This window comes from Streptomyces humi, from assembly GCF_001005085.2.
Lineage (GTDB): Bacteria > Actinomycetota > Actinomycetes > Streptomycetales > Streptomycetaceae > Streptomyces > Streptomyces humi.
Genome location: NZ_LBMU02000041.1, coordinates 1 through 20,812, shown reverse-complemented (window position 1 = coordinate 20,812; position 20,812 = coordinate 1). Strand labels below are relative to the sequence as shown.

General features: G+C 73.0%; 19 protein-coding genes. 11 read left to right on the top strand and 8 right to left on the bottom strand.

Translation table 11 applies throughout. From position 1 onward, the window contains the following. Window positions 1–114 precede the first annotated feature (114 nt). The 8 genes from AAW13_RS19465 to AAW13_RS19430 all read left to right on the top strand — a co-directional run bounded on the left by AAW13_RS19465 (window position 115) and on the right by AAW13_RS19430 (window position 8,566). Complete coding sequence (locus tag AAW13_RS19465) at window positions 115–3,366, top strand: sensor histidine kinase (protein WP_107483356.1); 3,252 nt, start codon at window positions 115–117, stop codon at window positions 3,364–3,366. After that, on the top strand, window positions 3,363–3,866 hold the full coding sequence (locus AAW13_RS19460; protein WP_046731913.1) for a roadblock/LC7 domain-containing protein: 504 nt from the start codon (window positions 3,363–3,365) through the stop codon (window positions 3,864–3,866). Before AAW13_RS19465 ends, AAW13_RS19460 begins: the two co-directional genes overlap by 4 nt. Next, window positions 3,863–4,285, top strand: a complete 423-nt coding sequence (locus tag AAW13_RS19455) for a DUF742 domain-containing protein (RefSeq protein ID WP_046731914.1) — start codon at window positions 3,863–3,865, stop codon at window positions 4,283–4,285. The genes AAW13_RS19460 and AAW13_RS19455 overlap by 4 nt, the downstream gene beginning before the upstream one ends. Beyond that, the gene (locus AAW13_RS19450) at window positions 4,266–4,901 is read left to right on the top strand and encodes a GTP-binding protein (protein WP_046731915.1); all 636 of its coding nucleotides are present in this window, start codon (window positions 4,266–4,268) and stop codon (window positions 4,899–4,901) included. The genes AAW13_RS19455 and AAW13_RS19450 overlap by 20 nt, the downstream gene beginning before the upstream one ends. 16 nt (window positions 4,902–4,917) lie before the next feature. Then, window positions 4,918–6,174, top strand: a complete 1,257-nt coding sequence (locus tag AAW13_RS19445) for a styrene monooxygenase/indole monooxygenase family protein (RefSeq protein ID WP_046731916.1) — start codon at window positions 4,918–4,920, stop codon at window positions 6,172–6,174. A gap of 181 nt (window positions 6,175–6,355) precedes the next feature. After that, window positions 6,356–7,009: a TetR/AcrR family transcriptional regulator gene (locus AAW13_RS19440; RefSeq protein WP_046731917.1), complete on the top strand. Its 654-nt coding sequence runs from the start codon at window positions 6,356–6,358 to the stop codon at window positions 7,007–7,009. Then, complete coding sequence (locus AAW13_RS19435) at window positions 7,002–7,310, top strand: hypothetical protein (protein WP_206306240.1); 309 nt, start codon at window positions 7,002–7,004, stop codon at window positions 7,308–7,310. The genes AAW13_RS19440 and AAW13_RS19435 overlap by 8 nt, the downstream gene beginning before the upstream one ends. A 116-nt stretch (window positions 7,311–7,426) precedes the next feature. Next, window positions 7,427–8,566 (top strand): C40 family peptidase, encoded by a 1,140-nt coding sequence (locus tag AAW13_RS19430; RefSeq protein WP_046731919.1) that lies wholly within the window; start codon window positions 7,427–7,429, stop codon window positions 8,564–8,566. A gap of 76 nt (window positions 8,567–8,642) precedes the next feature. Here AAW13_RS19430 and AAW13_RS19425 read toward each other — a convergent pair whose 3' ends face one another. From AAW13_RS19425 to AAW13_RS19400, 6 genes are all read right to left on the bottom strand, one after another. After that, the gene (locus AAW13_RS19425; RefSeq protein WP_046731920.1) at window positions 8,643–9,581 is read right to left on the bottom strand and encodes an AurF N-oxygenase family protein; all 939 of its coding nucleotides are present in this window, start codon (window positions 9,579–9,581) and stop codon (window positions 8,643–8,645) included. A gap of 239 nt (window positions 9,582–9,820) precedes the next feature. Further along, window positions 9,821–11,296: a peptidoglycan D,D-transpeptidase FtsI family protein gene (locus tag AAW13_RS19420; protein ID WP_046731921.1), complete on the bottom strand. Its 1,476-nt coding sequence runs from the start codon at window positions 11,294–11,296 to the stop codon at window positions 9,821–9,823. Beyond that, entirely contained in the window at window positions 11,293–12,654 is a 1,362-nt protein-coding gene (locus tag AAW13_RS19415; protein ID WP_046731922.1) for an FtsW/RodA/SpoVE family cell cycle protein, read from the bottom strand. The genes AAW13_RS19420 and AAW13_RS19415 overlap by 4 nt, the downstream gene beginning before the upstream one ends. A 371-nt stretch (window positions 12,655–13,025) precedes the next feature. After that, on the bottom strand, window positions 13,026–14,195 hold the full coding sequence (locus tag AAW13_RS19410) for an ATP-binding protein (protein WP_079178869.1): 1,170 nt from the start codon (window positions 14,193–14,195) through the stop codon (window positions 13,026–13,028). A gap of 56 nt (window positions 14,196–14,251) precedes the next feature. Further along, on the bottom strand, window positions 14,252–15,076 hold the full coding sequence (locus tag AAW13_RS19405) for a hypothetical protein (RefSeq protein WP_046731924.1): 825 nt from the start codon (window positions 15,074–15,076) through the stop codon (window positions 14,252–14,254). Window positions 15,077–15,200: 124 nt separating this feature from the next. Then, a complete protein-coding gene (locus tag AAW13_RS19400; protein WP_046731925.1) occupies window positions 15,201–15,707 on the bottom strand; it encodes a protein-tyrosine phosphatase family protein in 507 nt (168 codons plus the stop codon). A 100-nt stretch (window positions 15,708–15,807) separates the two neighbouring features. Here AAW13_RS19400 and AAW13_RS19395 point away from each other — a divergent pair, with 100 nt between their 5' ends. Beyond that, window positions 15,808–16,611, top strand: coding sequence for a nuclease-related domain-containing protein (locus AAW13_RS19395; protein ID WP_046731926.1), 804 nt, complete (start codon window positions 15,808–15,810; stop codon window positions 16,609–16,611). Between the two features lie 277 nt (window positions 16,612–16,888). Here AAW13_RS19395 and ligD read toward each other — a convergent pair whose 3' ends face one another. Continuing rightward, window positions 16,889–17,770, bottom strand: coding sequence for a non-homologous end-joining DNA ligase (ligD, locus tag AAW13_RS19385; RefSeq protein ID WP_046731927.1), 882 nt, complete (start codon window positions 17,768–17,770; stop codon window positions 16,889–16,891). Between the two features lie 52 nt (window positions 17,771–17,822). Here ligD and ku point away from each other — a divergent pair, with 52 nt between their 5' ends. Further along, window positions 17,823–18,785, top strand: a complete 963-nt coding sequence (gene ku / locus AAW13_RS19380) for a non-homologous end joining protein Ku (RefSeq protein WP_046731928.1) — start codon at window positions 17,823–17,825, stop codon at window positions 18,783–18,785. A gap of 253 nt (window positions 18,786–19,038) precedes the next feature. Next, complete coding sequence (locus tag AAW13_RS19375) at window positions 19,039–20,268, top strand: PQQ-like beta-propeller repeat protein (protein WP_240528658.1); 1,230 nt, start codon at window positions 19,039–19,041, stop codon at window positions 20,266–20,268. Window positions 20,269–20,287: 19 nt separating this feature from the next. Here AAW13_RS19375 and AAW13_RS19370 read toward each other — a convergent pair whose 3' ends face one another. After that, window positions 20,288–20,710 (bottom strand): hypothetical protein, encoded by a 423-nt coding sequence (locus AAW13_RS19370; RefSeq protein WP_240528657.1) that lies wholly within the window; start codon window positions 20,708–20,710, stop codon window positions 20,288–20,290. Between the last annotated feature and the right edge of the window lie 102 nt (window positions 20,711–20,812).

Below are 20,812 nucleotides of genomic sequence, written 5' to 3'. Positions count from 1 at the left end.
ACCGACATACGGTGCACGCATCGGGTGCACGCACCACGTGGCACCGAATGCCGGAGATCATGACGGGGTGCCACCCAACCCCTTGGGTACACGAGTTCAGGAATGCGAGCACCGGTGCAGAAGACGCGGCCTCGGCGCACAGGCAAGAAGACGGTCTCCGAGACGGGCACCGTCGCCCCCGTCGGCTCCGGCCGCGCCAAGCACGTCCGGACCCGGCTGATCGTGGCCGTGGCCGTGGTGGCCGCCGCGATCGCCGGAGCGGGCGGTCCCGCCCTGCTGACCGCCTCCGGGCAGCTCAGCGACTCCCAGGAGCTGGTGACCCTCGCCGGACGCACCCAGGACGCGCTGGCGCTCGCCAACTCCCTCGCCGACGAGCGGGACGAGGTCACCTCCTACATCGCCGCGGGCCGCCCCAAGTCCAAGGCGCCCTCGGAGGACCGCGGCGCCCGGGTCGACCGCCAGGTCGAGGACCTGCGCGCGGACACCGACGCCCCCGGCTGGCTGCGCGACGACCTCGACGGCATCGCGGCCGTCCGCCGTGCCGCCCTCACCGGCAAGAGCACCGCCCTCCAGGCGCACGACGCGTACTCGCGGACGATCACCGAACTGCACCGGCTCGCCGAGGAACTGGCCGAGCAGATGCCCCCCAGGGCCGGCTCCGGCGCCTACGCGCTCGCGGAACTGGACTCCGCCGTCCAGCAGTCCGCCGCCGCCCGCGGCCTGCTGCTGGCGGCCCTGAACATCCCGAGCAGCACCCAGACCACGATCAGTCCGATCACCGGGCTGCCGGTCACCAGCACCACCACCTCCGAGGCCGGCAAGAAGCAGCGCGACGCCCTCGCGGCCGCCGCCCAGCAGGCCCGGCTGCGCGCGGACGCGGCCCTCGCCGACTTCCACGAGACCGCCCCCAAGGCGGCGGTCGAGTCGTACGACTCCACGGTCACCGGCAACGACGTCAACGCCGCCGACAAGTACCTGGCCGCCCTCACCGACCAGCCGGCCCTCTCCGACGACGACCTCGGCACCAGTACCAAGAAGCTGGACGCGGCGCTGTCCGCCCGGGTCGAGCTGATGCGCGGCGTGGAGTCCGCCCTCTACGACCACCGCACCAAGGACCTCGCCGCACTCCGCGACGACGACGTCACCGCGCTGGAGATCCGGATCGCGGTGGTCGGCGCCCTGATGCTGGTGGCCGTCGGTGTCGCCACGGCCATGGCCCGCAGCCTCACCCGCCCGCTGTCCGTGCTCCGCCGCGGCTCGGCCCGGCTCGCCGAGGCCGAGGACCCGCGCACCCAGGAACCGGTGAAGTTCACCGGCCGCAACGACGAGTTCGCGCAGGTCGTCCGCTCCGTCAACGCGCTGCACGCGCACAGCGTCGAGCTCTACGACCGCATCGCCACCCTGGAGACCGACCGCAAGCACCTGGTCGGCCAGCGCCAGAAGATGGCCGACGCCCGCGAGGAACTGCGCGCCGAACTGACCGACGCGGCCTCCCAGCTGGAGCGGCTGCGCACCAGCATCGGCGGCACCTTCGTCAACCTCGCGCTGCGCACCCTGGGCCTGGTCGAACGCCAGCTCGCCGTCATCGAGGGCCTGGAGGAGCGCGAGCACGACCCGGACCGCCTCGCGACCCTCTTCAAGCTCGACCACTTCGCCACGGTCATGCGCCGGCACAGCGAGAACCTCCTGGTCCTCGCCGGCACCGAGCACGTCCAGCAGCACGCGGGTTCGATCCCGCTGGTCGACGTCGTGCGGGCGGCGGTCAGCGAGATCGAGCGCTACGAGCGGGTCCGCATCGCCGCGCTGCCGCCCCACGCGCACGTGGCCGGCTTCGCCGCCGACGACCTGTCCCACCTCCTCGCCGAACTGATGGAGAACGCCACCGCGTCCTCCCCGCCCGACGTGCCCGTGGAGATCTCCGGCTGGCTCCTGGAGAGCGGCGAGGTCATGCTCTCCGTGCAGGACGAGGGCATCGGCATGACCGCCGACCGCATGGTCCGCCTCAACGGCCGGCTCGCCGAGTTCGACCCCGAGTCGCCGTACGACCAGGAGGGCGAGGACGGCCTCGGCCTCGGCCTGTACGTGGTGGCCCGGCTGGCCCACCGGCACGGTGTCCGGGTGCAGCTGCGCGAGCAGAAGCAGGGCGGGGTGGCGGCCGTCGTCGTCCTGCCCCAGACCCTGCTGGCCGCGCCTCCGGCGGCGGTCGCCGCGCCCTCGGCAGGCGCGGCCGGCGGTCACGCGTTCTCCCTGCCCGGCGCGGACGCGGAGGTCAACTCCAACGTCCTGCACGGCCGCGCCACCTCCGGCGACCCGCTGGTGACGCTGGCGGAGAAGGCCGTGCAGGAGGCCGACGAGGAGGCCGCGGCGGAACCGCCGTCGGCGCCGGACGGTGTAGCGCCGGACGGCGTGGCGTCGGACGGCGTGGCGTCGGACGGCGTGCACGAGCAGGCGGCCCCGCCCGGGCCGGCGGCTCCCGAGCCGACGGCCCGCCCGAAGGCCCCGCCGGAGACGTTCGCCGAGACGACGATGGAACTCCTCCTGCCGGAACTCGAACCGACGGGAGACCGGCCCCGGACCACCGCGCCCGGCGGACAGCCGGCAGCCGCACCCGCGACGGACCAGCCCCGCTCGGCCGCGCCCGGTGGGGAGCAGGGTGGCGTTCCCGTGGGGGAGCGGCAGGCCTGGACTCCCTCGACCGGGGAGCGGCCCGAGGCGCAGCGGCCACCGGCCGCCGAGGCGTGGGAGCGGCCGTCGGCCGGTGCCGGCGACGGCGCGACGCACCGGGCGGACACGGAGGCGGGGGCCTTCTCGTCCGACGGGCGGCCGGGGGGCCTGCCCGAGGCGCAGCGGCCGCGGGCCGCCGAGGCGTGGGGGCGGCCGTCGGCCGGTACCGGCGACGGCGGCGCGCATCCGGCGGACGCCGAGGCCCGGATCCGCCCGGTGTCCGTGGACGCGGACGGCGAGCGGGCACCGCTGGGGCCGACCGTGTCCGGCAGCGGCACGGGTGGCACCGGCGAGGACGCGTTCGGCGGAGCCGAGGAGCACTCGCGCGCACTGCCCACACCCGGCGACGACGCCCCCGCGGACGCCGAGGACCTGGTCACCAGCAAGGGTCTCCCCAAGCGCACCCCCAAGATCACCGCACCCGCCGCCCCACCCCGGCAACGCGGCACCGGCGTGGACGCCGAAGCCCTCCGCCGCAGGCTGGGCGGGTTCCGCCGCGGCGCCGACGCCGGACGGCGTGACGTCGAGGCGGAGATCGCCGAACAGACCGGCCAGAACCAGGTGCCCAGCACCAGGACGGCCGGCCCCGGAACCGCATCCGAAGAAGCCACGGGGGGCACAGTCGAGGAGGCAAGCAGTTGACGGCGCCCAGTACCTTCGGACTGAGCAGTGAGGCACGCAACCTGCACTGGCTGCTGAGCAACCTCGTCGAGGAGGTGCCCGGTATCCAGTCGGTCGCCGTGGTCTCCTCCGACGGCCTGCTCCTGTTGTCCTCGGACACCAGCCGCAACGAAGCGGCCCGCGAGGCACAGAGCGAGAAGCGCAAGGGCCCCCGCGGCTCCGCCGCCGACCTCGCCACCATCGTCTCCGGCATCGGCAGCCTCACCGTGGGCGCCGCGAAGCTGATGGACTTCGGTCCGGTCAAGCACACGATGGTCGCGATGGACGAGGGCAGCCTCTTCGTGATGTCGATCAGCGACGGCTCGCTGCTCGGCGTGCACGGCAGCGCGGAGTGCGACATGAGCGTGGTGGCGTACCACATGGCCCTGTTCGTCGGCCGCGCCGGCCACGTCCTGACCCCCGAACTCCGCAGTGAGCTACGGAAATCGCTGGAGCCCGACGCGCCGAGGAGCGGCCGATGAGCAGCGCGCCGAAGAACCGCAGGCAGAACCTCCCGGTCCGGGGCGGCGACCGCAAGCCCGCCCGGGTCCGCCCCTACTCCCTCACCGGCGGGCGCACCCGCTTCGGCCACGTCCTGCTCGTGGAGACCTTCGTGGCGGCCCTGGAGGCCCCCGAGGAGCGCAAGGAACTGACGAACGGTTCCCTCAACACCCGGGTGATGCCGGAGATGCGGGCCATCGTCGAACTGTGCCGCCGGATGCGCACGGTGGCCGAGATCGCCGCGCTGCTGAAGATGCCGCTCGGTGTGGTCCGGGTCCTGCTCAGTGACCTCGCGGACCAGGGAAAGATCCGTGTGTACGGAACCGGGACGGGGCACGGCGTCGGCCGCCCGGACCGCGCTCTGCTGGAAAGGGTGCTGAGTGGACTACGCCGTCTCTGACGCCGCCGGCGTCAACCCGCTGCTCGACGGGGAGGAGCACGCCCGGTCGTGGCAGACGGACCGCAGCCGGGCCCCCATCGCGACGAAGATAGTCGTGGCGGGCGGTTTCGGCGTCGGCAAGACCACGCTGGTCACCGCCGTCTCGGAGATCACGCCCCTACAGACCGAGGCGCTGATGACCGAGGCGAGCGAGGAGACCGACGACCTCACCGCCACGCCCGGCAAGCTCACCACCACCGTGGCCATGGACTTCGGCCGCATCACGCTCGACGACGACCTGGTGCTCTACCTGTTCGGCACGCCGGGCCAGCAGCGGTTCTGGTTCATGTGGGACGACCTGGTGCGGGGCGCGATCGGGGCCGTCGTCCTCGCGGACACCCGGCGGCTGAAGGACTGCTTCCCGGCCCTCGACTACTTCGAGAGCTGCGGGCTGCCGTACGTCGTCGCGGTCAACCACTTCGACGGGAGCGAGCGCTTCGAACCGGAGGACGTGCGCGAGGCATTGACGATTCCGCCGCACATACCTGTAATGATCATGGATGCCCGCCGCCGTGTCCCGGTGATCGAGACGCTGCTGTCCCTGGTCGCCCACGCGCTGGACGAAACCCCCGAGTAGGAGAACGGTCCCCCGTATGCGGAAGATACTCGTCGTGGGGGCCGGCCAGTCCGGCCTCCAGCTCGCCCTCGGCCTCCAGTCGCACGGCTACGAGGTCACCCTGATGTCGAACCGGACCGCGGACGAGATCCGCTCCGGCCGGGTCATGTCGACGCAGTGCATGTTCCACACGGCACTGCAACACGAGCGCGATCTCCAGCTGAACTTCTGGGAGTCCCAGGCCCCGAAGATCGAAGGACTCGGTGTCTCGGTCGCCGCCCCCGGCTCCTGGGGCGAGGGTCCCGCGGCCCGCGCGATCGACTGGGTGGGCAAGCTCGACGGGTACGCCCAGTCCGTCGACCAGCGGGTGAAGATGGCCGGCTGGATGGAGACCTTCGCGCAGCGCGGCGGCCAGCTGGTCATCCACGGCGCGGCCGTCGGTGACCTCGACTACTTCTCCCGCGCCTACGACCTGGTCCTGGTCTCGGCCGGCAAGGGCGAGCTGGTGTCCATGTTCGGCCGGGACGCCTCCCGTTCGCCGTACACGGAGCCGCAGCGGGCGCTCGCCGTCGCCTACGTCCACGGGCTCGGCCCGCGTCCCGAGCACCCGGACTTCTACGCGGTCCGCTGCAACCTCGTCCCCGGTGTCGGCGAACTCTTCGTCATGCCGACCCTGACCACGTCGGGACCCGCCGACATCCTCTTCTGGGAGGGCATACCCGGCGGCCCGCTGGACGTCTTCAACGGCGTCAAGGACCCCTCGGAGCACCTCTCCCTGACCCTGGGACTCATGGAGCGGTACACGCCCTGGGAGTACGCGCGGGCCGGCAAGGCCGAACTGACCGACGCGGGCGGCACCCTGGCGGGCCGCTACGCCCCGACCGTCCGCAACCCGATCGGCCGGCTTCCCGGCGGCGGCCTGGTCCTGGGCGTCGCGGACGTGGTCGTCGCCAACGACCCGATCACCGGCCAGGGCTCCAACTCGGCGGCCAAGTGCGCGGCCTCCTACCTCGCCTCGATCCTCGAACACGGCGAGAAGGAGTTCGACGAGACCTGGATGCAGGGGACGTTCGACCGCTACTGGAACACGGCCCAGCACGTCACCAAGTGGACGAACGCGATGCTGGCGCCGCCGCCGGAGCACATCCTCAACCTGATCGGCGCCGCGGGCCAGCTCCAGCCGGTGGCGGACCGTTTCGCCAACGGCTTCGACAACCCCGCCGACTTCGAGAACTTCTTCTACGAGCCGGAGAAGACGGAGGCGTACCTGGCGTCGGTGGCAGGCGCTGCCTGATCGGGCCGGATTTCGGCCGCGGGTGCGTGGTGGTCGCTCGCGCAGTTCCCCGCGCCTTGAGAGAAGGGGCGCCGCGGTGCGCCCCCGCAGGGGCGCGGGGAACTGCGCGACCAGCCACTACGGTGCCGCACCCGACCACCACCCATCGCGGCACCATCGGCGGAACACATACCCTGCACATATGACCCCGCAGGCCGCCACCCCCGCCTACCGCAGGCTGTCCGTCGAGGAGCGGCGCAGCCAGCTGCTCGACGCGGCCCTCTCCCTCTTCGCGCACCGCGTGCCCGAGGACGTCTCCCTGGACGACGTGGCGGAGGCGGCCGGGGTCTCCCGCCCGCTGGTCTACCGGTACTTCCCCGGCGGCAAGCAGCAGCTCTACGAGGCCGCCCTGCGCTCGGCCGCCGAGGAGCTGGAGCAGTGCTTCGACGAACCCCGCGAGGGCCCGCTGCTGCCCCGCCTGTCCCGGGCCCTCGACCGCTACCTGGCCTTCGTCGACCAGCACGACGCCGGTTTCAGCGCCCTGCTCCAGGGCGGCAGCGTGGTGGAGACCTCGCGGACGACGGCGATCGTGGACGGCGTGCGCCGGGCCGCCGCGCGGCACATCCTGAGCCACCTCGGCGTCGCCGACCCCGGTCCGCGGCTCCGGATGACCGTCCGGATGTGGATCACCGCGGTCGAGGCGGCCTCCCTGATCTGGCTGGACGAGGAGAAGCAGCCGCCCGTGGCGGAGCTGCGGGACTGGCTGGTGGACCAGTTCGTCGCCGTACTGAGCGTGACCGCGCGCCGCGACCCGCAGACGGCCGCCCTCGTCGACGCCCTCGCGGCGGATGGCTGAGACTGGTGCCGTGAAGAGTCAGGACACCCCCTTCGAGGGCGGCCCCATGGACGGGCGGGTGCTCCCCGTGCTGCTCGGCATGACCGGCCACCCCCCGAAGACGTACCGCATCCCGGTCCCGGACGCGGCCGGCGGCCCGCCGACGGTCCTGGTCTACCGCCGTGTCCCGCGCGGTCGGAGCAGGCGTCTGGGGCTGACCCAGGGGTGGAAGTACGTGTACGACGAGACGGGCAGGGGCGGCGGCACCGGCGGCGGCAGGCCGAAGTGGCCGTGGTCCAAGCCGGATCACACCGACGGGTGACAGATGTGCGCCGAACCGCGCACACACGCCGCGCGAAGCCAGCAAACCTATCTGATTATCACGTCTGATGATCGCGATGCCGTACGGAAGGGCCGTCCGGCATCGGAGGTGATGACGTGTCAGAGAGGTTTCTGCGCCTGGCCGGGGCGGTCGCGGTGGCGGTCCAGGCCGTGCTCGCGCCGGCGCCCGCACTCGCCGCGCCGGGCCCCGACCGTCCGGTGGCCGAACTGCTGACGGACCTTCAGAGGCTGTACCGGGGGACCGAACAGGCCACCGAGAGCTACAACGCGGCCGACGAACGGCTGCGGCGCCAGCGCGCCGAGGTGGCCCGCCTGGAGGACCAGCTGGCCCGGGCCCGGCGCTCGCTGAGCACCAGCAGGACCGACGCCGGCCGGCTGGCCCGCGAGCAGTACCAGAGCACCACCGGGATCTCCCCGTACGTCCGGCTGCTCCTCGCCCGTGATCCCCAGCACGCGCTCGACGAGGGGCATGTCATCGGCCGGCTGGCCCGCGAGCGGGCCCGGACGGTGGGGCGTCTCGCGGACGACGAGCGCAAGCGGGCCGACCTGGCCCGCAAGGCCCGCAAGGCGCTCGACACCCGGCTCACCCTCGCCGAGGCCCAGAAGAAGCAGCGCGACGAGGTCCGGGCCCGGCTGTCCGACGTGGAGCGCATGCTGGCGGCCCTCACGCCCGCCCAGCTCACCGCCGTCGCCGCCTTGGAGCAGGCGGACACGGCGGCCGCCCAGCGCGCCCTGACCGCCTCCGGCGCCCTGAGCGCCACCACGCTCCCGCCGTCCCAGGAGGGCGACCGCGCGGTGCGCTACGCGGTGCGGCAGCTGGGCAAGCCCTACCAGTGGGGCGCGGCGGGCCCGAAGTCCTACGACTGCTCGGGCCTCACCTCACAGGCCTGGGACCACGCGGGCACCGCCATCCCGCGCACCAGCCAGGAGCAGTGGGCCGGCCTCCCGCACGTCCCGCTGAACCGGCTGCGACCGGGCGACCTGGTCGTCTACTTCCCCGAGGCCACCCACGTGGCCCTCTACCTGGGCGACGGCAAGGTGGTCCAGGCGCCCCGCCCCGGCGCGAGGATCAAGGTCTCCCCGATCGCCGCCAACCCCATCCTGGGCGCGGTACGCCCGGACCCGAAGGCAAGGCCGTTGGCCCACTACGCACCGCCGGCCATCCCGAAGGCGGCGACGGAGGGCCCGGACGAAAGCTTCGGCACCTCACAGCAGACGAGACCTGAATCGACCTAGGGGCGCTGGGGGTACCCCCGGCCGAAGGCTGGGGGAGGAACTGCGCGAACAACCCCCACGCACCCGCACCCGACCCTCAAGCCAGCAGCCCCGAGCTCTTCCACAACCGCCGCCCGGCCCCCCGGAGGACCCCGATGTCATCCAGGAAGTCGGTCAGTCGCTTCGCGCCGGTCTGCATGACCTCCCGCCGATGCCCGCTCGCCCGCACCTGCGCCACGGCCTCCCGCCGGTCCAGCCCCACGTTCGTGTAGACCTCGGGATTGACGAACGCCACGGAGAACACCCGCGCGAACTCGCCCGAGGTCACCCGGGTGAACTCCTGCGACCACCGCGGAGCGGTCACCATCTGCCGCCGCAGCTCCTCACGGGCGTACCGCACATGCCGGGCCTCCTCCACCACGTGGATCCGGGTGACCCCCCGCACCAGCGTCTGCACCCGCTCGTCGGGGAAGGTCAGCCGCTGCATCCAGTCCAGGACCTCCTCGCCCAGCAGGGTCGCCGTGAACGACCCGGGCGTGGTCGAGATCGTCTTGAACAGCCGCCCCAGGTTCTGGTGGGCCCGGCTCACCGGGTACCAGGGCGCGTCCCCGCGCTCGATCAGCCGGGCGAACATCTTCGAGTGCCGGCACTCGTCCTCGATCTCGGTCAGCGCGTAGCGCACGTGCGCGGACGTCGCCGCCTTGTCGTAGATGTGCCGGACCAGCAGCTGCATCAGGATCAGCTCGAACCAGATGCCGAGCGAGGCCAGCGCCGAGGCCTCGTGCTGCGACAGCAGGATCCGCTGCTCCTCGCTCATCCGCTTCCACATCGGCGTGTCGTAGAGCGACACCAGCTCCGGCGGCCAGAACCACTTGCCGTCCTCGAAGGGCGCGTCCCAGTCCAGCTCCTTGTCCGGGTCGAAGGAGTGCTTCGCGGAGGAGACGAGCAGCCGTTCGGCCACCTGTTCGCGGTCCTTGAGCAGGCCGAGCGCGTCCCGCAGTCCGTCGACCGCGTCGGCTTCCGTCAGGGTCGTCATGGCTCCCTCACCTCGTTACCCGGGGGTACGTCGTCGTCCGCTCTTATGAGACCGCGTGTCAGCAAGACGGTCAATCCCCCGCGCACGACTTGTTGACGCCGCGTCTACCGCGAGCGGGGCCGCGAGCGGGGGCGGGGGGGCGGTCCTGGTTCAGAACCCGGGCGCGGTCGCGAGCGGGGGCGGGCGGTCCCGGTTCAGAACCCGGGCGCGGTCGCGAGCGGGGAGTGGGCGGTCCTGGTTCAGAACCCGAGCACCGCCCGCATCACCGCCCTGGCGATCGGCGCCGCGTCCCCGCCCCCGCTGATCTCCCCGCGGTCGGCCGCCGCGTCCTCGACCACCACCGCCACCGCCACCTTCGGCTCCACGTCGGTGTCCGCCTGCGCCCAGGACACGAACCAGGCGTACGGCACCCCGGAGTTGCCGACCCCGTGCTGCGCGGTGCCGGTCTTGCCGCCGACCGTGGCGCCGCGGATCGCCGCGTTGCCGCCGGTGCCCTCCTGGACCACGTCGACCATGAGCTCCTTCATGCGCACCGCCGTCGAGGGGCTCATCACCTGCCGCACCGGGCCCGCGCCGCCCGTGCCCACCGTCTCACCGGTCGGCCGCTCGGTCCGCTCCACGAGATACGGCGGCCGGACCATCCCCCCGTCCGCCACCGCGGCCGAGACCATCGCCATTTGCAGCGGGGTGGCTCGGGTGTTGTACTGCCCGATCGACGACAGCGCCAGCTGCGCCCTGTCCACGCTGGTGTCGAAGGTGCTGGGCGCGGCCGAGAACGGGATCCGCAGCTGCGTGTCGTTGAAGCCGAACCCCTGGGCCACCGTCGTCATGTCCGCGACCCCCACGTCCACGCCCAGTTTCGCGAAGACCGTGTTGCACGACCACTCGAAGGCCTCCCGCAGCGAGGCGTCCCGGCAGCCGTCCCCCTCGTTGGTCAGCCGGGTCGTGGTGCCGGGCAGCCGGTAGGGGTCGGGGGAGTCGGTCGGCGCGTCCAGGTCGGTGACCACCCCGGCGTCCAGGGCGGCGGCCGCGGTGACCACCTTGAACGTCGAGCCCGGCGGATACGTCTGCCGTACCGCCCGGTTGAGCATCGGCTTCTCCGGGTCGTCGTTGAGCCGAGCCCAGGCCGCTGCCACCCGCCTGCCGTTGCCGGACAGTTCGGAGGGGTCGTAGGACGGCGTGGAGACCAGGGCGAGGATCCGGCCGGTCGCCGGTTCGATCGCGGCCACCGCGCCCTTGCGGGTGCCCAGACCGCGGAAGGCGGCCTCCTGGGCGTACCGGTTCAGGGTGGTCACCACGTTCCCGCCGGGGGTCGGCACCCGGCTGCCGTCGTGCCACAGCGGGAACGGCGACAGCAGCGGGTCGGTGCCGGCGAGCAGGCCGTCCTCGGAGTGCTCCAGGAACGTCGTGCCGTACAGCTGGGAGGCGAACCCGGTGACCGGGGCGTACAACGGGCCCTGCGGATAGGTGCGTTCGTAGCGCAGCTGCTCCCGGCTGTCCCGGGATCCGGTGACCGTCTCGCCGCCGACCAGGATGTCCCCCCGGGGCAGGCCGTAACGGGCGATCGTGGCCCGGCGGTTGGCCGGGTTGCCGTCGTAGGAGGGGGCCTGCACGATCTGGACGCGCCCGGCGTTGACGAGGAGCGCGAACAGCAGCAGGGCGCACAGGGCGCGGGCGCGGCGGACGTACGCGGCGGTCCCCTGCTGCCGGCTCACGGCGCCACCCGCCCGTCGTAGTGCCTGCGGGCCGAGTCGCTCACCCGGATCAGCAGGGCGACGATCGCCCAGTTGGTGACGACCGAGGAGCCGCCCTGGGCGAGGAACGGCATGGCCATGCCGGTCAGCGGGATCAGGCCCGTCACCCCGCCCGCGATCACGAACACCTGGAGGGCGACGATCGAGGCCAGCCCCACCGCGAGGAGCCGCGCGAAGGGGTCGCGCAGGGCGAGGCCGGCCCGGTAGCCGCGTTCGACGAGCAGACCGTAGAGCAGGAAGACCGCGGAGAGACCGGCGAGGCCGAGTTCCTCGCCCGCGGTGGCCAGGATGAAGTCCGACTTGGCGGCGAAGCCGATGAGGACGGAGTGGCCGAGGCCGAGCCCGGCGCCGAGCACCCCGCCGGCGGCGAACGCGAAGAGGGACTGGGCGAGTTGGTTCGGCCCCTGCCCCGCGTCGACCGAGGCGAACGGATGCAGCCAGTCCTCGATACGGCCGTGCACGTGCGGTTCCAGGCGGCCGACGGCGACCGCGCCGAACACGGCGAGCAGCAGGCCGACGGCGATCCAGCCGGTACGCCCGGTGGCGACGTACAGCATGACCACGAACAGGCCGAAGAAGAGCAGCGAGGTGCCCAGGTCACGTTCCAGGATCAGCACCCCGACGCTCACCAGCCAGATGGTGACGATCGGGCCCAGCACCCGCCCCGTCGGGAACTGCATGAACCACAGCCGGCGGCCCGCGTAGGCGAGCGCGTTGCGGTTGGCGGCCAGGTACGCGGCGAAGAACACCGCGAGCAGCACCTTCGCGAACTCGCTGGGCTGGAGGGAGAATCCGGCGATCCGGACCCAGATCCGGGCTCCGTTGACGGCCGGGAAGAAGATCGGGAGCAGCAGCAGGACGAGGGCGGCGGCCACGCAGACGTACGCGTAGCGCTGGAGGACGCGGTGGTCGCGCAGCATCAGCACGACCAGGATGAAGAAGCCGACGCCCAGGGTGGACCAGACGAGTTGGGCGGGGGCCGCGCGGTCACCCGGGGTCTCCAGGTCCAGCCGGTAGATCAGGACCAGACCCAGTCCGTTCAGCAGCACCCCGATCGGCAGCGGCAGCGGATCGGCGTACGGAGCGCGCAGGCGTACGGCGAGATGGGCGACGAGCGCGAGGATCCCGAGGCCGGCTCCGTAACCGGCGGCGCCGGGCGGGACGGAGCCGGTCCTGGCAAGACCGACCGCGCAGTAGCCGTACACGGAGAGCAGCACGGCCAGCACGATCAGGGCGAGTTCGACACCCCGGCGCCGGGGGAGACGTTCGGGGGAGGCGGGGGCCTTTTCTGCCGCCAGGGTGGTTCCGGCCTTGGTCATGCCCGGAACTTACCCAAATAGTGCGACTTGAGCGCCCTGCGAGTCGCCACCAGCGTGGCGTGCGGCCGAGGGTGTCGATGTCGCGCGCGGCGCGGGTGGTGGTCCGGGTGCGGGCCGATGGGGGCCGGTCGCGCAGTTCCCCGCGCCCCTGAAGGGGCGCACGACAGCGACCCTTTCCTTCAGGGGCGCGGGGAACTGCGCGAGCAACCCCCGCGCTCCCGCAGTCGCGCCACGCACCCGCGCCCCCACGGGAGCGTCAGAACGCCACCGCACCCCCCTAGGGGAGTGTCAGAACGTCACTGCACCCCCTATGGGCACGTCAGAACGTCACCGCACCCCCTACGGGAGCGTCAGTACCGCCACCGCACCCCCTACGGGAGCGTCAGTACCGCCACCGCACCCCCGTCGAGCGCGTTGGCGAAGGACAGCCGCGCGCCCAGCACCTCCGCCTGCCCCGCCGCGATCGTCAGCCCCAGCCCGTGCCCCTTGGAACCGCCCTCCGTCCGGAACCGCTGCGGACCGTGGGCCACCAGGTACTCGGGGAACCCGTCCCCGCGGTCCCGCACGGTGACCTCCTTGCCCTCCACCGTCAGCACCACCGGCCCGCGCCCGTGCCGGTGCGCGTTGGCCACCAGGTTCCCCAGCACCCGCTCCAGCCGCCGCCGGTCGGTCTCCACCCACACGTCCCGGACGACCTTCACCTCGGTCTCCGTCCCGGACGCCTGCACCACCCGTTCGGCCAGCGCGCCCAGCGCCTCCGCGTCGGTCTCCAGCCGCTCCCGGCCCGTGTCGAGACGGGAGATCTCCAGCAGGTCCTCGGTCAGCGTGCGCAGCGCGGCCACCCGGTCCCGGACCAGCTCCGTCGGCCGTCCCGGCGGCAGCAGCTCCGCCGCCGCGTGCAGTCCCGTCAGCGGGGTCCGCAGCTCGTGCGCCACATCGGCCGTGAACCGCTGCTCGCTCAGCAGCTTGCCCTGTAGCGACGCGGCCATGCCGTCCAGCGCGGCGGCGACCGCGGCCACCTCGTCCTGCGGCCGGGTCGGATCCTTCGTACGGGGGTCGTCCACCCGCGCGTCCAGATCGCCGGCGCTGATCCGCCGCGCCACCTGCGCGGTGCCGTGCAGCCGCCGGGTCACCCGGGTCACCGCGAACGCGCCGACCAGCAGTGTCGCCCCGATGGCCAGGGCCGACGACCAGAGGATGGAGCGGTCCAGCGCGGCGATGGTGCGCGCCTGCTGGGAGTAGTCGACGGCCACCGCGAGGACCCGGTCGCGGTCGGCCGGACCCGCCGCCCACATGAGGGGGCGGCCGTCGTCCTCGGAGACCATCGTGCCGCGCCGCCCGGCCAGTGCCAGCGCCCGCAGCGGCGACGGCAGCCCCCGCGGGTCGACCCTGGCCTCCGGTACCAGGGTGTCCCCGGCCTCGAAGTCGCCCGTCGCCTCCGCGAGCCGGGACAGCGCCTGGTCGCGCGCCTGCGCGACGGTCTGGTCGGTGACCGACACATGGACGAGGACGCCGAGCAGCGCGGCCAGCGCACAGCACATCACCGTGATGAACGCGGCCGACTTCGCCGCCAGCGTCCCGGCCCAGTGCGGAAGCCTCACCGGGCACCCGCCGAGGCCGACGGACCGGGGTCGGGGGTCGAGGTGGGGGCGGTGAGGTCCGAGCTGGGGGTCAGAACCGGCGTCGGGGTCGGGGTCGGAGCCGGGGCCGGGGCCGGGGCCGGGGTGCGGTGGTGCCGCAGCCTGCCCGTACGCAGGAACTCGTCCCGGGAGAACACCATCGTCCGCTGCTCCGGGTCCCACGCCCAGGTCGTCCGGTACTCGTAGCCGCTGATCCCGGCGGGCGACCGCACGATCACCGTCCGCCCGGCCAGCTCGACGCCGATGATCGCGTCGTTGTCGTCGAGCACCTGCACCAGCCGGTGCCTCTCGACGGTGTAGACGCGCAACGCGGTCTGGTTCGTCGGGTACAGCCGGAAGCCGAGCGTCAGCTCGTCCCGGCCGTCCCCGGTGAGGTCCCGGTAGTAGGGCTTGAGCAGCGGACACCGGGCGCCGCCGCCGTGCGCCCCGCACGACTTCATGCGGTCCGTGGTCTCGTGGTACGTCCCCTTGGCGCCGTAGTCCGCCGGGTCGGAGGCGATCTCCGCCCGTACGACGGCCACCGGATCCACCGTGCGGATGTCGTCGCCGGGCACGGTGACCCCCTTCACGGTCTCCGTGCTGCCCACGTCGTACGGCCAGGCCGGGCTGGACGCCGGCCGCAGGTCGGGCCAGAGCTTCGCCGGACTGATCGCGGTCGGCGTCGCCCCGGCCGCCAGCAGCCCGCCGGAGTCGCCACAGCCCGCCACCACCGCCGCCGACAGGGCGACGGCGGCCGCGACGGCGGCGCCGCGAAGGAGGCGACGGGGGCGACGGCTCGGCACGCTGCTCCTGGCTCGGGGACGACGGGGTATGGGGACGACGGGGTATGGGGACGTAGATCCTTTTCGTACGCTGATCCGCACGGAAGTCTGTTCTGCACCCGCGGGGGCCGGTGCAGAGGAGAGGCTACTCGGCGAGGTCCTCGAGGAGACGGGCGGTGGACAGACCGGCCCGCAGATAGGCGACGAACAGCTCGTTGTGCAGCGCCCACGGCGAGCGCCGGGCCCGCACCAGCCGGATCGCCTCCTCGGCCGTCCACCCCTGGTGCAGCAGGGCCTGCGCGACCACCAGCCCCGACCGGTTGTACCCGCTGTAGCAGCGCACCAGCACCGACCGCCCCGTGTCCAGGGCCTCGCTCGCCGCCCGGGCCAGCCGGATCACCCCCGCCAGCTGCGTACCGTCCAGCGGCCCGTCGGGTATCGGCCACACGTGGTGCTCCACGCCCAGGTCGGGCCCGTGCCCCGGCAGCCGCAGCAGACTCTGCACCAGATCGAACTCGCCGCGCACCACGGCGGACTCCAGCCGTCCCGAACGCCCCCGGAACTCATGGCCGCCCATCCACAGCCCGGGCAGCACCTCGCTCCACGGACTGTCCGGAGCCGGGACGTCGTACTGCTCCCCACGGATCCGCACCGGCGCCTCCCCGCTGCGCGCGCCAACCCCTGTCAAAGGTAGCCGGGTTCTTGCCCCTGGAGCACCCCGCCTGTTCCCATGGACGAGGGGTGATGACGCAATGAGCGGACTGCGCGTCGTGCCGGCCTGGCGCCACGGTCAGGAGAGGCTGTACGTCTGCCTCACGGACGGCAGGAACATCGCCTGGTACGACCGCGAGGCGGGCCGGGTGAACCTGCTCAGCGAGGAGCGCCTGGACGACGTACTCGAAACCCTGCGCCCCTTCCTGACCGGCCCGGTCACGGTGGGCCCGCCACCCGTGCCCACGCCCGCCGAGCTGGCCCGGCTGACCCTGCACCCGGACGACGACCTGGCGCCCAACCGTCCCGGCGAGGCGCTGCTGGTCGCCCTCGAACGGGACCCGGGTCCGGCCCGCCGCCTCCGCCCCGACCCGCGCCGCCGCGCCCTGGCCGCGGAACAGACCGTCGGTGACGCCCTGGACCGCCTGGACGGCGCGGGCTGGCACGTCCTGCACTCCGTGCCGCTGCCCGGCGGCGGCCGCATCCACCACCTGCTGATCGGCCCCGGGGGCGTCTTCTGCGTGCACGCGCTGCCCGCCCGCAGGCAGAAGGTGCTGGTCGCCGACCCGATGGTCACCCTCGGCCGCCGCGACGCGCAGCCGCTGCTCCGCCGGCTGCGGGCCGACGCCGACCGGGCGTCGTACGCCCTCACGGCCGAGGTCCGACCGATCCTGGTCCTGATCGAACCGGCGGACGTGACGGTGCTCGCCCCGCCCCGCGAGGCCCGCGTCCTGCGCGACCGGGACCTGGAGGGCCTGTCCCGCCTGGGCGGCGTCCTGAAACCGGCGGACGCGGAGGCCCTCCACGCGATCGCACGGGACCGCAATACGTGGGGGAGGGTGTAGGACACCGTCGGCCGCGAGGGGGTGGGCGGGTAATCCGTGTCTGGCGTGCTCGGCGTGTCCGGCGTGCATGGCGCGTCCGGCGTGCTCGGCGTGCATGGCGTGTCCGGCGTGCATTGCGTATCCGGCGCGCCCGGCGTGCATGGCGCCCCCGGCGTGTCCGGCGCGCTCGGTGTGTCTGGGGTGCCCGGCGTGCGTGGCGCGTCCGGCGTTCACGGCGGCCCCGGTGTGCCGGTGTGCCGGTGTGCTCGGCGTTCACGGCGGGTTGGTCGGTCACGGCTCATGGCAGGGGTGCCGCGTGCTCCCGGTCCAGCAGGGGGGCCAGCAGGTCCCCGTGGTCCTGGAGGCGCGGCGCGATGTCCTGCGCCCGGAACGCCAGCCGACCCGCGGACCGGCACTCGGCGACCTCCTCCCAGGTCACCGGCGCCGACACCGTCGGCTCCCGCCGTGCCCGCACCGTGTACGGGGCGGCCGTCGTCTTGCGCCCCGCGTTCTGGCTCCAGTCCACGAACACCTTCGCGGGCCGCAGACTCCGCGTCATCCGGTGCACCACCAGCCGCGGCATGGCCCGCTCCGCCTCCACCGCCAGCGCCTTCGCGTACTCGCTGACCCGCTCACTGCTCGCCCCCCGCACCCCGGCCAGCAGATGCAGCCCCTTCGACCCGGCGGTCTTCGCGTACGCCTCGATCCCGTCCGCGGCCAGCCGCTCCCGCAGCCACAGCGCGACCTCGCAGCACTGCACGACCGTGGCGGGCGGCCCGGGGTCCAGGTCGAAGACGATCCGGTCGGCCTCGTCCGGCGCCTGGGCGACCCACTGGTGCGTGTGGAACTCGGTGACCAGGTTGGCCGCCCACATCAGGCTCGGGAGATCCTGCACCAGCACCATCCGCGCGGCCCCCTCCGACCGGCGCACCTCGGCGGTCGTGACCCATTCGGGCGTACCGGGCGGCACGTTCTTGGCGAAGAACACCTGGCCGTCGGGACCGTCCGGGTACCGGAGGAAGGACACCGGCCGGTCCCGCAGATGCGGCAGCAGCACCCCGGCCGTCGTCGCGTAGTAGTGCAGCAGCTCGCCCTTGGTGAAGCCGGTCGCCGGATACAGCACCTTCTCCAGGTTGCTGAGCGCCACCCGCCGCCCCTCCACCTCCGTGATCGGCGTCATACCATGACAATCTCATACAAAAGTCACGTCGGACGGACGGAGGGAACCGCACGTGCGATCCATCTGGAACGGCGCGATCTCCTTCGGTCTCGTCAGCATCCCGATCAAGCTGGTGAACGCCACGGAGAGCCACTCGATCTCCTTCCGCCAGGTGCACACCGAGGACAACGGCCGCATCCGCTACCGCAAGTTCTGCGAGCTGGAGGACCGCGAGGTCACCCAGTCGGAGATCGGCAAGGGGTACGAGGACGCCGACGGCACGATCATCCCCGTGACCGACGAGGACCTGTCCCACCTGCCCATCCCCACCGCCCGCACGATCGAGATCGTCGCGTTCGTCCCGGCCGACCGGATCGACCCGCTCCAGATGGACGCCGCGTACTACCTCGCCGCTAGCGGCGCCCCGGCGGCGAAGCCGTACACCCTCCTCAGGGAGGCCCTGAAGCGCAGCAACAAGGTGGCCATCGCCAAGTACGCGCTGCGCGGCCGGGAACGCCTCGGCATGCTCCGGGTCGTCGGCGACGCCATCGCCATGCACGGCCTGCTCTGGCCGGACGAGGTGCGCGCCCCCGAGGGCGTCGCCCCCGACTCCGGCGTCACCGTCCGCGACAAGGAACTCGACCTGGCGGACGCCCTGATGGACACCCTCGGCGAGGTCGACCTGAAGGACCTGCACGACGAGTACCGGGAGGCTCTGGAGGAGGTCATCGCCGCGAAGGCAGCCGGCGAGAGCCCACCGGAGTCCCCCGAACCGGCGAAGCCCGGCAAGGTCCTCGACCTGATGGCGGCCCTGGAGAACAGCGTCCGGGCGGCGAAGGAGTCGCGCGGCGAGCCGGCGCAGGTGACACAGCTGCCGAAGAAGAAGCCGACGGCGAAGAAGACGACCGCGAAGACACCGGCGAAGAGGACCGCGAGCAAGTCGGCGACGACGAAGAAGACGACGGCCAAGAAGACGTCGGCGGCCGAGAAGAAGCCGACGGCGAAGAAGACGACCGCCCGCAAACGCCCCGCATGACGTACGGCCGCCCCGTCGAAGTCCACGGTGGCCGCTGCTGAGCCGCTGCTGATGCGCCGCTGATGCGCTGCTGGGCCGGTGTTAGGCCGCTGCTGATGCGTTGCTGGGCCGTCGTTAAGTCGCTGCTGAGGCGGTGTGGCCGCTGCTGATCCACTGCTGGTCCGCTGCTGGGTGACGTGCCCTCAGGCCCGTCTTGCTACCGTTGCCGGCCGATCGGCCTCATGTCCGGGGCCGTGCTCGCGGGGAGGCGAAGGTGCGGGGACGACGGGGGATACGCGGGGCGGCACTCGCGGCGGCCCTGGCGCTGTGCGGCCTGCTGGGCGCCGGTTGCTCGACGACCGGGCGGAACGGTTCCGACGGTGCGTCGGCCGACGCCTCGGGGTCCACGTCGTCCGCGGTGTCCGGCCCGTGGCGTGCCTGGGACGTCGCGCTCTCCCGGGCGGAGGCCGCCGGCACCTGCGGGGCGACGGCCCATCAGGTCGTCTGCGCGACCGGCTCCGGCGGATTCGTCGGGCGCTCCCGCGCCGACGGCCGTATCACCTGGACGGTGCCCGCGAACGACCACGGCAAGAGTGCCGGCCTGGTCGTCGACGCGGCCGACGAACGGGCCGTGACCGGCGTCGCCGGTGTACTGCGCGCGGCGGATCTGCGGACGGGCGCGAGGGCGTGGACGCACCGGCAGCCCTCCGGCGGCGCCTATGTGGCCCTCGGCGCGGCGGACGGAGTCGTCTACGCCGTCGGAGCGTTCGACCCCGCGTCCGGTGCCGCCGTCCTCGACGCCGTACGCGCGTCCGACGGCACGGCACTGTGGCACCGCGCTGTCGCCTGGGACCCAGGTGAGGGCGTCGCCGCCTTCCGGGGCCGCGTCTACACCACCGACGGCACCCGGGTCACCGCCCGCGACGCCCGCACCGGCGCCACCGTGGCCGTCAGTCCCGCGAGCGCCGAGTGCCCGCACCTGGTCTCCGGTGGCCACTACCTGGTGTGCACCGGCAGCCCGTTCTCCGCGGGGGACGTCTTCCCGCCCGTACGACGCCTGGACCCGAACACGCTCCGGCCCCTGCCGACCCCCAAGACCACGATCGACAAGCCGGTGCGCGGACTGATCTCCGCCGACGGGGTGCTGGTGTTGTACGAGGCCGCCGCGGAGGACACGAGCGCCGGCGACTGGAACGCGTACGACCTCGAAAGCCGGCGCAAGCTGTGGAGCTACTACGCCACCACGGACGAAGCGGCCCTGACCGGCCGCCGGTTCGTGACGTTCACTCCTGGCAACGACCGCGCCGCACGGGGCCGAGTGATCACCGTCGACCTGCACGCCGGCCCACGGGCGGCCGGCTCCGCCGCACCGGGCACGTCGGCGCCGTACCCGCAGACGAGGGACGGCGAACACCCCCTGCTCATCGTCCCGGACGGCGACGCCGGACACTTGATCGTAAGAGCGCGGACGCACGCCTCACTACGCTCATTCCCCTTGCCCTGAGCCTCTGTCGGCGTCGGCGTCACTGCACATCCACCGACGCAAGCTCGACGAACCGCTCCAGAACCTCTCGCGCCCGCGCGCCGTACGCACTCAGCTCCGTCTTGTCGGCCGCCTTGTGCAGGTCGGACGTCAGGGCGTAGGCCTCCTGCGCGATCTCGATGAGCGGCCGTGCACCGGCTATGAGCTGAACCCTGAACAGCGCGTGCAGGGCGACCCCGCGGAGCCGGTGCGCCTCCGTACGGGCTGCGGGGTAGGTGGACCCGTCGGGATCCTCGTCCCTGCGATGCCAACGGTCCTGCTGCCCGCGCCGGAACTCCGTCAACGCCCCGGCGAAGTCGCTGTACACCGCCATCCGGTCCGCCCGAAGCTGCTGCTGACTCACGAACAACTGCTCCCGCGCGGAGGCGTTGCGCTGGAAGACGTACGTGACAGTGGACCCCAACAACGTGCCCACAATGGCGACCAAGGCCGAGACGACACCATCCACGCCAGTATGAGACCACAACCCCACCGCCCCCCCCGGCCCCACCCCTCACCCCAAACC

What these genes read in the sequence shown, in the direction of transcription:
- AAW13_RS19455 (WP_046731914.1), top strand. Translation starts at nt 3,863, where the DNA reads ATGAGCAGCGCGCCGAAGAACCGCAGGCAGAACCTCCCGGTCCGGGGC.
- AAW13_RS19445 (WP_046731916.1), top strand. Translation starts at nt 4,918, where the DNA reads ATGCGGAAGATACTCGTCGTGGGGGCCGGCCAGTCCGGCCTCCAGCTC.
- AAW13_RS19440 (WP_046731917.1), top strand. Translation starts at nt 6,356, where the DNA reads ATGACCCCGCAGGCCGCCACCCCCGCCTACCGCAGGCTGTCCGTCGAG.
- AAW13_RS19435 (WP_206306240.1), top strand. Translation starts at nt 7,002, where the DNA reads ATGGCTGAGACTGGTGCCGTGAAGAGTCAGGACACCCCCTTCGAGGGC.
- AAW13_RS19425 (WP_046731920.1), bottom strand. Translation starts at nt 9,581, where the DNA reads ATGACGACCCTGACGGAAGCCGACGCGGTCGACGGACTGCGGGACGCG.
- AAW13_RS19415 (WP_046731922.1), bottom strand. Translation starts at nt 12,654, where the DNA reads ATGACCAAGGCCGGAACCACCCTGGCGGCAGAAAAGGCCCCCGCCTCC.
- AAW13_RS19410 (WP_079178869.1), bottom strand. Translation starts at nt 14,195, where the DNA reads ATGTGCTGTGCGCTGGCCGCGCTGCTCGGCGTCCTCGTCCATGTGTCG.
- AAW13_RS19395 (WP_046731926.1), top strand. Translation starts at nt 15,808, where the DNA reads ATGAGCGGACTGCGCGTCGTGCCGGCCTGGCGCCACGGTCAGGAGAGG.
- ligD (WP_046731927.1), bottom strand. Translation starts at nt 17,770, where the DNA reads ATGACGCCGATCACGGAGGTGGAGGGGCGGCGGGTGGCGCTCAGCAAC.